Origin of the sequence: Cellvibrio japonicus Ueda107 (genome assembly GCF_000019225.1) — a bacterium.
GTDB classification, from domain to species: Bacteria; Pseudomonadota; Gammaproteobacteria; order Pseudomonadales; family Cellvibrionaceae; genus Cellvibrio; species Cellvibrio japonicus.
Genome location: NC_010995.1, coordinates 967590 through 982283 on the forward strand (window position 1 = coordinate 967590; position 14694 = coordinate 982283).

Sequence of the window (14694 nt, forward strand, 5' to 3'; positions counted from 1 at the left end):
ACGAAGAGAGTATGTGGGAGAGAGACCAATGAAAAAATACCTATGGCTTTGCTTGCTACCCGGCCTATTGCTGGGTTGTGGCAAGGAAAAAAGTTCGGCGGCCGCCGATGCGGCGGTTGCATCCGCCGATAATGCATCGCCTGCTGCCGCAAACGCCGGCATGCCAGCGGAGACATTTACCAACCCGATTTATCCCAACGGCGCCGACCCCTGGCTGGAATATTTTGAGGGCAATTATTATCTGACAACGACGACCTGGACTTCGCAACTGGTGATGCGCAAATCGCCGACACTCGCCGGTTTGGCGAATGCGACACCGGTGTATATCTGGTCCGAAAGTGAGTTGGAGCGCTGCTGTAATTTTTGGGCGTTTGAATTCCATCGCCTGAAAACCGAAAAAGGTTATCGCTGGTATGTGATGTATACCTCCGGTATTGCCGAAAACTTTGATCGCCAGCATTTGAGTGTGATTGAGAGTGAAGGCGATGACCCCATGGGGCCCTATACCTATAAAGGGTCGCCTATGCCGGACAGCTGGAATATCGATGGCAATTACCTGGAGCACAACGGCCAGTTGTATTTGCTCTGGTCTGAATGGGTGGGCGATGAGCAATCCATCTTTATCGCCAGGATGGTGAATCCCTGGACCATCACCGGCGAGCGGGTGTTGATTGCAAAACCGGAGTACGAGTGGGAAAAATCCGGTATGAAAGTCAACGAAGGGCCGGAGATAATCAAGCGCAATAACCGCACCTTTATGGTGTATTCCGCCAGTTTTTGTAATACACCGGATTACAAACTGGGCGTGATTGAATTGGTCGGCGACGATCCGTTAAAACCGGATTCCTGGCATAAATTTGACCAGCCCTTCTTCAGTCGCGCCAACGGTGTGTATGGGCCTGGCCATAATGGTTTTTTCAAATCGCCGGATGGTACGGAAGACTGGTTGATTTATCACGGCAATGCCAGCGAGCAAGAGGGCTGTACCTCTACCCGTTCACTGCGCGCGCAACAATTTACCTGGACAGACGATGACTTGCCCTTCTTTGGCGAGCCAGTTGCCAGCGGTGTTCCGGTGCAAGCACCTTCGGGCGAGAATGGCCCGCTGGTGACAAAGGTGCAGGGCACCCAGGTACAACTGGTCAATAAAGCCGATGGACAATGCCTGGTGGTGGATGCCGAGGGCGCACGCCAGGCCGATTGTGCACAGGCGCAGCCCTGGACATTGGATTACACCACTGCAGGCCGCTATCGCCTGGTGACGTCCCAGGGTGAATTTTTAAGCGGTGCTTGCGATGCGGATAAAGGCTTGCAGCTATCACCCTGGTTAAACCAGCAGTGCCAGCAGTGGCACATTGCCCAGGAGCGCGATGGCTGGATCAGCCTTGCCAATGCACAATCGCAAGCACTGTTGCAACTGGCGGCCTGTGTCGAGCCGGCACCTGTCGAAAAAATCAAGGATATTGAAGATATTCCGCAGCTCGATCCGGTAAAGGCGAGCTGTGCGCAGTGGCGTATCCAGCCGGTGGGCGATGTTGCACTGTTAAGTGCGCAGAGCGGTAAAGCGCTGACTGCGGCGGATTGCAGTGCAGTGGCTGGTGCCAATGTGGAACAGGATGAATGGCATAAGCGCGCCTGCCAGCGCTGGCAATTTGTATCGACCCAGGACGGCTTTTATCAACTGCAATCCAGCGCCAATACCAACACCTGTATGACCGTGAACAGGGCGTCGATTGTGCCCGGTATGAATGTGGAGATGGGTAACTGCGAGGGTAATCACAGCCAGTGGAGTATTGATTACCTGAACGACGGCACCACAGCTATTCGCAACCGCAAAAGCCAGTTGGTGCTCGACCTTGCCAATTGTGGTGTTGCCAACCATACCAATATTGCACAAAGCCAGTGGTTCAATATTCACTGCCAAAAATTCCAATTAAAAACCATTCCCTGATTTCCCCGTTTTGTGTCCCCCAGTTGAGTGAGCTTCGGCTCACTCCTTTTTTAATAACGCTATTTTAATAACAACAATAACCATCCACGACAGAAGTATTCATCGGGTACCTTGCCCGGTGTTTGAGGTGTAGCAACAGGATGTTGTGCGTGTGGCTTCGGCCATGTCGTTCATTAACAATAAACAGGAATTCACTATGGACGCTGTCTTTTTTTCGGCCCTGCGCAGGGCTTTGGTGTTGTTGTGTGTGTTATTTCCGCTCTTGGGGCATGCACAGACAACCTTTAATAATCCACTCTTTGCCAATGGCGCCGATCCCTGGGTGCAGTTTTACCAGGGCAATTACTACGCGCTGACGACCACCTGGACATCGCAAATTGCCATGCGCAAATCGCCCACCCTGGCGGGGCTTGCCAGTGCAACACCGACCTATATCTGGTCGGATACCACAGCCTCGCGCTGCTGTAATTTCTGGGCATTTGAAATGCATCGCTTAAATGGCCCCAGTGGTTGGCGCTGGTACATTATCTACACGGCGGGAATCAGCGGTGACCTGGGCGGCCAGCGCAACCATGTATTGGAAAGTGAAGGGGATGATCCCATGGGGCCTTATCGCTATCGCGGTACGCCCATGAGTTCTACCTGGAATATTGATGGCACCTACCTGGAGCACAACGGCAGTTTGTATTTGCTCTGGTCGGAATGGCAGGGGGCTTACCAAACCTTGTTTATCCAGGCGATGAGTAATCCCTGGACGGTAACGGGCTCCAGGGTGGCCATTGCTTCACCAGCCTATTCCTGGGAATTGGTGGGGGCTAATGTCAACGAAGCGCCTGTGGTGTTAAAGCGCAACGGTCGTACCTTTGTGATCTATTCAGCCAGTTCGTGCAGCACGGCGGATTACAAGTTGGGACAGTTGGAATTAACTGGCACCAATCCACTCCTGGCATCCTCCTGGGCTAAAACCACTGCACCGGTATTCCAGCAAGCCAATGGTGTCTATGGCCCCGGCCATAATGGTTTCTTTACCTCGCCAGACGGTACAGAGAATTGGATTGCCTATCATGCCAACGCATCGGCCTCGCAAGGTTGTGGCGATACCCGCTCTTTACGCGCACAAAAATTTACCTGGAATAGCAATGGCACGCCTAATTTCGGCAGTCCGGTTGCGACCTCGACAGCCATAGCCGTGCCCTCGGGCGATAATGGGCCACTCACCACTGTGGTGCGCGGTGCGACTGTACAATTGGTCAATCGCAACAGTGGCTTATGCCTGGGTATTAATAGCAATTCCACCTCGGGTGGTGCAGCGGCGGTATTGCGCAATTGTTCCGCCAGTTCCAGCCAATGGGTGTTGGATTATGCCGCCAGTGGTTTTTATCGTTTATCCAATAGCAATTCCGGGCAGTTTTTGGAAATCGGTAATTGCAGCGGCAGTGATGGCGCGGCCAGTAACCAGTGGCCCTGGTTGAATAATACCTGCCAGCAGTGGTCACTTGATACGACCAGTGATGGCTGGTTGCGCCTGACCAATCGCAACAGCAATAAAGTCCTGGATGCGGCCTATTGTGGTGTTAGTGAAAACACTGCCGTGCAGCAGTGGAGTTGGTTAAGCAACGCCTGCCAGGAGTGGCGTATACAACCGGTAGGCACGGTAGCTATTGTGAGCGCGCAAAGTGGCAAGGCAGTAGAAGTGCCCAACTGTTCCAGTGCGAGTAATCTGGTATTAAACCAGTACGAGTGGCTGGACACCAATTGCCAGAAGTGGACGTTTACGCACACGGATAATGGTTATTATCAGGTGAAACCCTTGCACAACAGCAGCGCCTGTATGCAGGTAAGCGGCTCATCAACCAGCGCAGGCACGAGCCTGGTACAAGGCAGTTGCAGCGGCAACGCCGCACAATGGCGACTCTTGCCGCAAGCGGATGGCACCCTGCGCTTTACCGCACGCCACTCGGGGTTATCGCTGGATATTATGAATTGCTCCATCGCCAATGGCGCAACCCTAAACCAATACACCTGGCTCAATAACCTGTGCCAGAAATTCAGTTTGCGTGCGGCTAATTAAGTAAACGCTTTTTATGTGTTCAAAGCCACCGGGGCTGTGTGTCCGGTGGCTTTGAATCTGTCTGTTTAGGTGTTACTGGAACTTCTCACCTGTCTCCAGGTTTGTGGTGTGTTGCAATAGTCCCAAAATGGGACTGCCCTGAAGCTATGAGAATAATTGCTTTATCCACATTAACGTCATTTTGGGAAACCAATCCTGCCTTTGCTGACTCGACAGAACCGTGCCTGGTGTGGTATCGCCATGTGTTAAAAGCAGATTGGACATCACCTGCCGATGTTAAACAGGATTTTAGGAGTGCCAGTATCCTCAAGGATGGGCGGGTCGTATTTAACATTGCAGGCAACAAATATCGATTAGTTGTGTGGACTAACTATCCATACCGTGTGATTTATATACGCTTTATTAGTACTCACGCTGAATATGACAAAATTGATGTGCAAACCATTTAATGTTGAGGTAGCCCACTATGGACATTAAGCCAATTAGGACTGATGCCGATTATCGTGCGGCGTTGAAAGAAATAGAAAATCTGATGATGGTGGAGTTCGATTCGCCGGAAGGCGAAAAACTGGACGTATTGGTTACGTTGGTGGAAGCCTATGAGACAAAACACTTTCCAATGGATTTACCTGACCCGGTCGAAGCAATTAAATTTGAAATGGAGCGCAAGGGATTAACGGTTAAAGACCTTGAGCCCATGATCGGAAAAAGCAATCGGGTCTATGAAGTGCTTACTCATAAGCGTTCATTAACATTGAAAATGATTTGGAAACTAAATAGAGAGTTAGGTATTCCTGCTGAATCGCTCATAAAGCCGCCGGCAACACTACGAAATCAGGCCTTGAATTAGATGCGAAATCATTTTTCTACTTAGTTTCATAATGTCCTCAGGGAAGAAAGATTATTCAGAACTAAAGCTATTTTTGGCTATTCCTTAAATCGCTTATTACACAAAATAAGATGAAAATTACATGGATTTTGACACAACAATAAAATCATTCTTTGACAATATATTATCTCCCTATTTCCTCATATGTGGCTATGTCCACTCCCCCATTAATGAGACATCTCTAAACTGGAGTTTTCCAGTTTTGCTCGGTACGCGGCTGGCGGTAAATGACCAAGACTTTCGTGAGTTCGCTCTTCGTTGTAATCCATTCGCCAGAACCACGCCATTTCCCGCACTTGCGTTAATGATTCAAATAAATAAGCATTTAAAAACTCTCGCCGGAAAGAACCGTTGAATCGCTCAACAAAACCATTCTGTTGCGGCTTGCCCGGTTCGATATAAACAAGCCTAATACCGTTTTCCTCACACCAATCAGTCAGCCTCGCTGATATCAGTTCAGGTCCATTATCAACACGTAACTGTGTGGGTAGTCCACGCTCAACCTTGATCTGCTCCAGCGCTCGAACCACCCGCTCAGCGGGCAAGGAGGTATCCACTTCAATGGCTAAACACTCACGAGTTCCTTCATCCAATACATTCAATGTGCGAAAGCGTTTGCCGCAATACAAACTATCGTGCATAAAATCCAACGCCCATTGATGATTAGCTTGTGCAACAACAGCCAACGGTTGAACAATCCGCCTGGGTAAAACGCGCTTGACCCGACGTTTCAAGTTCAGACCCATCTGGCAATACACACGATATACGCGCTTGTGATTGAACGGATAACCTTTGTGGCGAATTCTCCCGTAACATTTCCAAAAACCCGCTTGCGGTGAACGTTTCAATTCGTTGTTAATCGCATCAATGACAGCAGCATCGCATTTACGCCAGTCGCGTTCAGGGCGGTAGTAACTGGCTCGACTGAGATCAGCCAGCTTGCACGCACTGGCAATATCAATGCCGTGCTCAACCAAAGCCTGTGCGCAGGTTTTCTTTTCTGCTGTCACCAACCCTTTTTTGCAAACAACTCCTTCATGGCCTGGTTTTGAAGGCTGACGTCAGCAAACATCTTTTTCAGTTTGGCGTTTTCCTCTTCAAGCTCGCGCATGCGTTTAAGCTCTGAGGTGTCCATACCGCCATATTTTGACTTCCAGTTGTAGTAGGTCGCGTTGCTAATGCCATGCTTACGGCACACGGTTTCTACTTTCATGCCAGCATCCACTTCTTTGAGAATGCTGAATATTTGGGTTTCGGTGAATCGTGATTTTTTCATAGTGGCCTCCTGAGGTAATATTCTCAGAAAACTCCAGTTATGTCTGTCTCAGGATAGGGGAAGTGGACAGCTATATCTTAATAACTGGCCCTTTGAGCAGGGTGTATATGGTTATAATAAGACCACTAGCACCAATATAAATAAAGAAAAACAGGGTGTATTTTGCATCCTCGGTTGTTGACCCGGGTTTTAAAATGTAGTTTTTAACTGCGTCGATATGGAAAGCGGAAATCCCAGTGATAAGAAGAAAACACGAAAGTAAAAGGAAAAAAATTAAATAAAATACTTGAGAAATGAAGATTGATAAAAATACTGCTATCAAGGCAAGCACAGAGCTGTATAAGAGGTAATTTTGTATAGCATCCCTGTTAATGTGCTGCCATACAAAATTTCCGCCAGTTGTTGATATAAAGTAATTAATTATTTTTTTCATGGATTATTTTTATTTGCAATAAAGCCTGTCTAGGTTATAAATGCGTGGTGTTTCATTGGGGATCCGTAATTTCATTTAATTAGGTCTCACGAATTACCTCTATTTTTCTGTTGCCAATCATATTTAGTACTAATTTTTCCTGGCTTACCCAATCGATACGGCCAAAGTAAATTTGAATATGGAACTCATCAGGCGCACATCGATCTATAAGATACTTTTCTAAGGATTTTCCTCTTCCAATTTGCATATAGATTCGTGCCTCCTGCATTTCCTGCTCACAAACGATTCTGGCTTTGGTGTTTTCAAAAGGGCTTGCCTGTAGCTTTCCTTCAAATACATTCAGGAAATTATGATTTTCCACATATTTTCGTGCGGTTTCTATGAATGAGACATCCATGCCCCGTGCAATAAAGGCATGATGAACTGCGCTGGAAACAAAATCCAGCATAAAGTGCTGTTGCTTTTCATTTGGCCACGACAAAAAGTCATCTGCTGGAAAATTATGATTAACAACTAAAACGCCTAATAGAATTTTATTATTTCCTGAATTGTCTGAATCATTAAATCTAATAGATAGTTTCCAAAATTCTTCGGTTTTAGTTTTGGGCATTCCTTTTACAAAAAGGGCACAAACTACTCTGGACATATATTCAATTTTTTTATCATTTCCAGCTAGAGGTCTTTTTGCACATAAATCTATTTCTTTAAAAATACGTGACATCAGCAACCTCCGGATTGTTCTGGTTTAGGGCGACATTGCAACCGCAATGAGTGTCCATCTGCTTTTAATTGATTGGTTGCCGCCTGCTCACTATTAAGTGCTGCTTCACGACCAGGAATATTTGTCTCTTTCACCGAGGCCTCATATTTGTCTGTGTTTTCTGTTTTATTCTGAGCATTCACTTGAGAGTTTGCTCTTGGAGAGCTGCCATCTTTATTCAGCTTTTGTCCACTAATACCTTTTTTCTTCACGTCACCTGTCGTTTTATCACGAATTTCGTAACGGTGCTGGGGCTTCTTGCTAAGCTTACTGTTTCCGTGCGTTTTTGTGTAAGCTGCTTTTGCAGCTGCCTCAGTTGATGTACTAACTGTGGAGTAATAAACTCGCTCGGCCGTTCATAAAAAAGCCACAGGCAACATGGTTGATCGGGGCTTTTTCAATCTTAGAAAAAGATGCTTACTCCGGTGATTAATAGGTAGGTCATCCATATCCAGATGGCCACATATAAAAATGAAATTAAATAAAAGCCAATTGCTCCTTCACTCTTTCGCATAGTCATTGTTTCACCATAAGCAGAGTGAAGAACTCCTGTTTTAAATACAATGAAAATAGTCCTTCCAAAAAATCAATACCATAAAAATGATACTATTAACATTCTGAATTTTCTTGCCAATTTATCTTGGCTGATACAGATTCTCCTATGACGTCTTGTTCTCCTTGTCTTAATTTCGCTGATGACCGGGTTGATATTCCGTAAGTGTCGTAAGTATTGGCTTTGATTACGCTGTTGGCCGGATTGCTCACGGCAATAATGGAACCCTGATGGTCATTGTGCAGATAGCGGCGGTTGGTGCTGGACGCGCTGCTGCCTTCATACCAGACAACCGGGTTGTCTACCCGCGAGCCGTGCAGGTAGGACCTGAGCAGTGAGTCTGTTGAGGAATATTCCGTAATCAATGTATCTGGGTGATAACACCCTTGGCATTTAGCTTATAGTGCTTCTCCAGAAGAGCCCTGTTGCATTTGCAATATCAGGGCTTAATAAAAAGATAACTAGGAAATTTATCTTTTATCTTTTATCTTTGGAAATAATACATCTTTAATGACTTTTCGGTTTATCCAAAAAATCACAAATTGTAAAAATATAAAGCAGTAAATAGTTGCTTTTAGACCACTATCGTAACCGTGCAAAACCCACATTGATACACCAAATATCGCAGTTAAAATTCCGTAGTAAAACTCTTGTAATATTAGAAATAATATGAGCGATTTCATTTTAATTTGATAACCTTTCGTTTAATTCTTTTTGAATTGTTGTAGAGGCTGCATCTATAGCAGTAGTCCCTATGTTCTGTCCAATAGTAGTACCAGCTTCGCCAGCACCACCACCATATGAAGCTCTTGTAGTATCCGAAATGTGTTGACCAAGACCACTGGACTTACCAAGGTTATCTAATTTGGAAGCAACCTGATTGGCAATCTTTGCTCCCGCCCCAGCACCTGCTGCACCACCAGCCACGACAACTGCTGCCTCTGTTGCAGTAGTCGCTTTACCATCTATTGCATTCGATGCAACAGTACCAACACCATTGGCTGTGCCGCCTACCGCTGCCGTGGTTGCCACTGCTTTTGAAGCTGATATGGTTCCTTGCAGTGCCTGGGTCGCTAAACGACCACCAATCCCCCCAGTAACAGCACCCACGGCACCTGCTATTGCAATTTTGCTCATACTGTTAGCGTTAAAGCCCAGATCACCTTTACTTGCTTGAGAAATAATTTCAAATCCAATTCCAATAGCCGCACCAAATATCCCAAATTCACCTGTGGGATCAGTGTAATTAACAGGGTCGTTATGAACGTAGGCATACAGATTGATCTGATCCTCATACCCGATGGGGTCGGTTTGCAAGAATCTCCCTAACTGCGCCGAATAAATCCGCGCCTTATAGTAATGCAATCCTATCTCCGATAAATAGAGTTGCCCGGTGTAAGAGAACCTGCCCAGATTATTGGCGTGTGGTATTCCGTAAGTGTCGTAAGTATTGGCTTTGATTACGCTGTTGGCCGGATTGCTGACGGCAATAATGGAACCCTGATGGTCATTGTGCAGATAGCGGCGGTTGGTGCTGGACGCGCTGCTGCCTTCATACCACACCACCGGGTTGTCCACCCGCGAGCCGTGCAGGTAGGACCTGAGCAGTGAACCTGTTGATGAGTATTCGGCAATCAGTGCATCGCCATCGTATAAAAATTGGGTGATAACCCCATTGGCAGTTAACTTATATTAGTGCTCGCGAATTACCTCTATTTTTCTGCCACCAATCATATTCAATACCAAATTATTCTGGCTTATCCAATCGATACGGCCAAAGTAAATTTGAATTTGAAATTCACTAGGGTTAATCCTATCTATTAAGTATCTTTCCCATTTCTTTCCTTTCCCTATTTCCATGTAGATTCGTGCCTCCAGCATTTCTTGCTCACAAAAAATTCGTGCCTTGATGTTTTCGTGTGGGCTTTTCTGACCTTTTCCTTCAAATATGTTAATAAAATTATTTATGCGTACATATTCGCATGCCGCCTCTATGAATGAGGTATCTATACCCTGCGCACTAAAAGCCTGGTGAACTGTATTGGAAACAAAATTCAACATAAATTCCTGTTGTTTTTCGGTTTCCCATAATAAAAATTCATCTACTGGAAAATTACAATAAAATTCATATAGACCAATCACAACTCTATTTTTTTCTGATTGATCTCCATGATTAAAATTTATGCTTAGTTTCCAAAAATCATCTGTTTTTATTTTCGGCATACCTTTAATAAAAAGAGCACAAATAACTCTAGACATATATTCAATTTTTGAGTCATTTCCTGCTAAAGGTCTTTTTCCATATAAGCTGATATCTTTAAATATTTTTGGCATTAGCAACCTCCTTCAGGTTTTGGCTTGCATTGTCTCGCTAACGAATGCCCCTCTGCATCTAGTCGATTTGTTGCAGCCTGTTCACTGTTAAGCGCGGCTTGGCGACCAGGAATATTTGTTTCTTTGACAGATGCTTCGTACTTATCTGTGTTTTCTGTTTTATTTAACGAGTTCACTTGAGAATTTGCTCTTGGAGAGCTGCCATCTTTATTCAGTTTCTGTCCACTAATACCTGTTTTCTTCACATCACCTGTCGTTTTATCACGAATTTCGTAACGATGCTGAGGCTTCTTGCTAAGCTTACTGTTTCCGTGTGTTTTTGTGTAAGCTGCTTTTGCAGCTGCCTCAGTTGAGGTACTAACCTTGGAAAAATCACCAGAATTAATAGCTTCCCTGACAGCTTTTGATAATTCCTTAATAGCTGTTTTTGTGGCCGGATCCCTGAATGCCATATGCATATCGGCCATAGCTTGAGGGTTATATCCCATCATGCCAGTAGGGTCGGACATATTAACCGGATCATTCCCCACATAAGCATACAGATTCATCTGATCCTCATACCCGATGGGGTCGGTTTGCAAAAACCTCCCCAACGGCGCCGAATAAATCCGCGCCTTATAGTAATGCAATCCTATCTCCGATAAATAGAGTTGCCCGGTGTAAGAGAATCTGCCCAGGTTAGTGGCGTGTGGTATTCCGTAAGTGTCGTAAGTATTGGCTTTGATTACGCTGTTGGCCGGATTGCTCACGGCAATAATGGAACCCTGATGGTCATTGTGCAGATAGCGGCGGTTGGTGCTGGACGCGCTGCTGCCTTCATACCAGACAACCGGGTTGTCCACCCGCGAGCCGTGGAGGTAGGACCTGAGCAGTGAACCTGTTGATGAGTATTCGGCAATCAATGCATCGCCATCGTATAAAAACTGGGTGATAACCCCACTGGCATTTAACTCATAGAGCCTGCCCAGCGGGTCGTATTTGAGCGTTGCGGTTTTGGCGCCGCTGACCTGGGTGAGGCGGTTTTCGACATCGTAGGTGTAGGTGGATGTCCCATCCGAAGTCAGGTTGCCGCGTGCGTCGTAGGAGAAGGCTTTGCCGTTGACGCTGGTGTATTGGTTGAGGCCATTGACGACATAGGCGCCTTTTTGGTTTTGATCACCGGTGTAGGCGTAAAGGCTGTTGGAGAGGTCGCGCGCAGTCATTTGGTTGGCGGGGTTGTAACGGAAGCTGTTGACCACATCCGAGGCGGTGCCGCTGAAATTGTGTTCCAGGCGGGCGAGGCGGCCAATGCCATCATAACCGTAGCTGCTGAGCGCGCCGCCACCGTAAGCAACGCCTGCCAGGGTTAAATCCTGGTGGTAGGTTGCCGTGAGGATAGGCGTTGCGGTGGTGGAGCTTTCCCGGATACCGGTCAGCAGATCGACACCGTCGTAGTCATACTGGAAGTAAATGCCTGAGGGGTGGGTGATCCGGGTTCGGTTACCGTTTTTGTCGTATTGGTAGTGAAGGGTCCTGGCGGTTGCCAGCAGGTTATTGGTGGAGGATTTAATCTCACCAAAGCCGGTGTATTGGGTGGTGATGCCCTGGCCACTTAGCGAGCCGAACGTGACCTGGGTTTGCAGCCCGGCATTGTTGTAGGCGTAGTGCACATCGCTGGCGGGAGCGGGCAGGTCTTTTATGGTGACCCGGTTTAAGGGATCGAAGCTGTAGTGGATGATGTGGCCATCGCGTTTGCGATGTGATGTGCGATTGTCATTATTGTCGTAGCCGTATTCTTCGTAATCGCTGTGATCCACGCTGCCGGTGTTGGTTTTGGAGGGAAATACCCAGCGGCTGAGGCGACCGAAGTGATCGTAATACAACATCGCACGATTGCCGTTGGCATCGGTAATGCCTTCCTTTTCCCAAAAACTGTTGTAGCTATAGCGCGCGTAGTACTGCGCCAGGGGTGTCAGGTACGCTTTGCGGATGGCGGTCATCCGGTCTTTGCTGTCGTATTCATACCGGGTGATGCGGTCGTGGCCGTGGGCACCTTTGCCGATATTGCTGCAGGGATCGGTGGCCAGGGTTTGGTGCGGTGACGAGATATTCATACGCACCGTGTCGCACTTCAACCGGCTCCGCTCGTCATAGGAAAATTGACGGATTTTTTCCGTGATACCCAGATGATTGTGCGTGCTTTCCGAGGTCTTGCGGCCCCAGTCATCGTAGGTAAACCGGCTGGTGGATCGGATATCGTAGCGATAGCCGCTGGATTCCCAGTCTTTGGGCGCAATGGTGTGGGCTGGCCAGGCGTAGAGGAAACCGGTTTCAATTTTTTCCAGCAGGCCCTGTGCGTTGTAGGTATTGCGGGTGGCGTTAAAGAGACGTCCGCCGGTGCCATCGGGATCGGGCAATATCACGCCGGTTAACTGGCCGCCGAGGTCATAGCGTTTGCCGGTTTTGTAATTAGCGGCGTTGTCCTGTGCGCTGGCTCCCGACGACAACACAATACAGGCCAGCAGGAATAACGGGAGTGCAACAGCATTAACGAGGCGTTTCGCAAAAAAATACGTCATGGCAATGATCCTTTTAGAGGCACTCCGTTAGATTGGATTTGGGGGAAAACTCGGAGACCTGGTTTCCATAGTGGTCATATTCGTAACAGGTGCGGCGGGTTGTGCCGTCGGCAATCTGGTCTATACCGCGCAGCCACAAGTTGTTGGCAACCCCGGAGCGACCATAGTGATAGCGTGTAATCACCAGGTTGGCGGGCGTTGCGCAGGTATCGGCGGACAGGTTGGCAGCGCCTTCGGTGCAGGAGCGCTCTTCATAGGGAAGCCATACCGGTGTGTCGGCCCTGACCAGTGAGCCGGAAGTGTTTTTATACCAGGCGTAGTATTGCTGGTATTTGTACCAGGTCGTCGCTCGAATACCTTGCGCGTTGGGCGGGCTGGTAACAGTTTTGATACCGCCGTGTTCCGGGTAATAGCTGTAATCCGTAATTGCGCCATTGGCATCTTTTTCCCAGAGCGGCTTGTTGCAGGTTTTCAGGTTATCGCAGGTACTTGGATAACCGGTTTGCGTCGCGCGCGATTCACCGCTAGCGGTTTGCGTGATTTTGGTGAGGTTGCCCCGGGTATCGTATTCATAGGCGTAGTGGCGGCCTTTTACACTGGCGGTGGCCATTTTATTCAGGTCGTTATTGAAAAACGTCGCCTGCACATCATCGGCTCTTTTAACATTATTGATCCGTGGAAACAGCATTCCCGTTGACATGAGTGCCTGGGTTAATCCCATGGGCCCCCGGCTGTTGCCGGCTTCTATATACAGTACATGGGCCCCTGGGTATTCGTAGCTCCAACTGCCTTTGTTATTGGTCAGGCTGCGTACAACATTGGTTTTTTTAATAGGGCATTGATGCGACATTGATTCTTCCAGTAAACAGATCCTCACATGGGCATAATCGTAAACATGGACAGTATTCCCTTTACTGGTGGCTTCTTTTATTTGGGTAATGCGCGGCTCAAAAGGAGCTCCAAAGTTATCCATGGTGTAATTACTGTGTAGGTAAGAGGTTGTTCTACCACCCGCGTCTGTCACCTTGAACATACCGGTCACACCTGCATTGCCAGAAAACATAATGGAATGGGATGGCCATAGATAACTCGCCTGTGGCCAGGCCTGGGTTAGGGGGCAGCTATCGGCCACAGGAGAGCAGGACTCAACGGCATTATTGAGCGCAATGATTTTTTCCGGGAATTCAAACCTGGCCCGCTCTTCTCCACTCGGATTGGATGGCAGGCTGTTTGAGCGATAGACATATTTTAATTGCAGGCCGGTATTGCTGGTGACCGATTGTATCCGGCCGGATTTTTTATGGACTTTGATCTGGTATCCGTTGGGATAGGTGACTTCATCCAGGTTTGTGCCCGGCAATACAACTGTGCCGTCATTCATGGTGTAACGAAAGCTGTCCGGGCCAAGCTGCTCCAATAACGCCCCATCATTATTTTGGGCTTTAAAGGTCGCATGCGAAAATATATCGCCAGTGACTTTAAGAAAACTCTGGCTTTTGTGACCGACGGTAGCCGTGCGCCAGTAATTAGGGCCGCTGTTGCCGATGCCGACATGGATATTGTAGTCATCGCGAAAACCCCAAAAGTAATTGCGATAGGTAGCGATGGTATGGGGCAGTGCACTCACACCATTACCAATATTCACATCATTCAGTTTTACCGGCGCATGGCCGGACATTAAATCGACACCGGCGTCGTCGCTGAGGGTGACTTCCGGTGGTGGTGGCAAAGTAGAACTGTGAGCTGCGATAGAAACCAGCGATCCTATTGCCAGTGTTATAAGGACGGTGACGGGTAGCGGAAAAAATCCGTGACGATACATTATAAAATTCTCCATGAATGTTGGCGGATAAGGACAGGCGTCCTCTG

Annotated in this window: 10 protein-coding genes and 1 pseudogene; 4 read left to right on the forward strand and 7 right to left on the reverse strand. The window is 47.6% G+C overall.

The genetic code is table 11. From position 1 onward, the window contains the following. Nucleotides 1-28 precede the first annotated feature (28 nt). The 4 genes from CJA_RS04040 (at nucleotide 29) to CJA_RS04055 (ending at nucleotide 4872) form a co-directional block, all read left to right on the forward strand. Complete coding sequence (locus CJA_RS04040; protein ID WP_012486479.1) at nucleotides 29-1951, forward strand: family 43 glycosylhydrolase; 1923 nt, start codon at nucleotides 29-31, stop codon at nucleotides 1949-1951. Between the two features lie 163 nt (nucleotides 1952-2114). Then, entirely contained in the window at nucleotides 2115-4022 is a 1908-nt protein-coding gene (locus CJA_RS04045; protein WP_148208799.1) for an RICIN domain-containing protein, read from the forward strand. A gap of 146 nt (nucleotides 4023-4168) precedes the next feature. Then, the gene (locus CJA_RS04050) at nucleotides 4169-4471 is read left to right on the forward strand and encodes a type II toxin-antitoxin system HigB family toxin (protein WP_041551057.1); all 303 of its coding nucleotides are present in this window, start codon (nucleotides 4169-4171) and stop codon (nucleotides 4469-4471) included. Between the two features lie 17 nt (nucleotides 4472-4488). Then, the gene (locus CJA_RS04055; RefSeq protein WP_012486482.1) at nucleotides 4489-4872 is read left to right on the forward strand and encodes a helix-turn-helix domain-containing protein; all 384 of its coding nucleotides are present in this window, start codon (nucleotides 4489-4491) and stop codon (nucleotides 4870-4872) included. Between the two features lie 206 nt (nucleotides 4873-5078). Here the strand turns inward: CJA_RS04055 and CJA_RS04060 are convergent. The 7 genes and pseudogenes from CJA_RS04060 to CJA_RS04100 all read right to left on the reverse strand — a co-directional run bounded on the left by CJA_RS04060 (nucleotide 5079) and on the right by CJA_RS04100 (nucleotide 14647). Further along, nucleotides 5079-6187, reverse strand: a protein-coding gene (locus CJA_RS04060; protein ID WP_085953150.1) for an IS3 family transposase whose coding sequence is annotated in 2 segments (ribosomal slippage) — nucleotides 5079-5935 and nucleotides 5935-6187 — 1110 coding nt in all. Because the reading frame shifts where the segments join, the coding sequence is not laid out codon by codon here. Between the two features lie 512 nt (nucleotides 6188-6699). After that, nucleotides 6700-7341 (reverse strand): hypothetical protein, encoded by a 642-nt coding sequence (locus CJA_RS04075; RefSeq protein ID WP_012486485.1) that lies wholly within the window; start codon nucleotides 7339-7341, stop codon nucleotides 6700-6702. Then, a pseudogene (locus tag CJA_RS18970) lies at nucleotides 7341-7631 on the reverse strand (hypothetical protein); the annotation flags it as partial. The gene CJA_RS04075 and the pseudogene CJA_RS18970, both read right to left, overlap by 1 nt. 986 nt (nucleotides 7632-8617) lie before the next feature. Further along, the gene (locus tag CJA_RS04085; RefSeq protein ID WP_083766825.1) at nucleotides 8618-9601 is read right to left on the reverse strand and encodes an RHS repeat-associated core domain-containing protein; all 984 of its coding nucleotides are present in this window, start codon (nucleotides 9599-9601) and stop codon (nucleotides 8618-8620) included. A 24-nt stretch (nucleotides 9602-9625) separates the two neighbouring features. Then, nucleotides 9626-10267 carry a hypothetical protein gene (locus CJA_RS04090; RefSeq protein ID WP_041551063.1) on the reverse strand — a complete coding sequence of 214 codons (642 nt, stop codon included), beginning with the start codon at nucleotides 10265-10267 and terminating at the stop codon, nucleotides 9626-9628. Beyond that, entirely contained in the window at nucleotides 10267-12825 is a 2559-nt protein-coding gene (locus CJA_RS04095) for an RHS repeat-associated core domain-containing protein (RefSeq protein ID WP_012486489.1), read from the reverse strand. The genes CJA_RS04090 and CJA_RS04095 overlap by 1 nt, the downstream gene beginning before the upstream one ends. Nucleotides 12826-12838: 13 nt before the next feature. Beyond that, entirely contained in the window at nucleotides 12839-14647 is a 1809-nt protein-coding gene (locus tag CJA_RS04100; protein ID WP_012486490.1) for a hypothetical protein, read from the reverse strand. Nucleotides 14648-14694 lie beyond the last annotated feature (47 nt).

What these genes read in the sequence shown, in the direction of transcription:
- CJA_RS04040 (WP_012486479.1), top strand. Translation starts at nt 29, where the DNA reads ATGAAAAAATACCTATGGCTTTGCTTGCTACCCGGCCTATTGCTGGGT.
- CJA_RS04045 (WP_148208799.1), top strand. Translation starts at nt 2,115, where the DNA reads ATGTCGTTCATTAACAATAAACAGGAATTCACTATGGACGCTGTCTTT.
- CJA_RS04050 (WP_041551057.1), top strand. Translation starts at nt 4,169, where the DNA reads ATGAGAATAATTGCTTTATCCACATTAACGTCATTTTGGGAAACCAAT.
- CJA_RS04055 (WP_012486482.1), top strand. Translation starts at nt 4,489, where the DNA reads ATGGACATTAAGCCAATTAGGACTGATGCCGATTATCGTGCGGCGTTG.
- CJA_RS04075 (WP_012486485.1), bottom strand. Translation starts at nt 7,341, where the DNA reads ATGTCACGTATTTTTAAAGAAATAGATTTATGTGCAAAAAGACCTCTA.
- CJA_RS04090 (WP_041551063.1), bottom strand. Translation starts at nt 10,267, where the DNA reads ATGCCAAAAATATTTAAAGATATCAGCTTATATGGAAAAAGACCTTTA.
- CJA_RS04095 (WP_012486489.1), bottom strand. Translation starts at nt 12,825, where the DNA reads ATGACGTATTTTTTTGCGAAACGCCTCGTTAATGCTGTTGCACTCCCG.
- CJA_RS04100 (WP_012486490.1), bottom strand. Translation starts at nt 14,647, where the DNA reads ATGTATCGTCACGGATTTTTTCCGCTACCCGTCACCGTCCTTATAACA.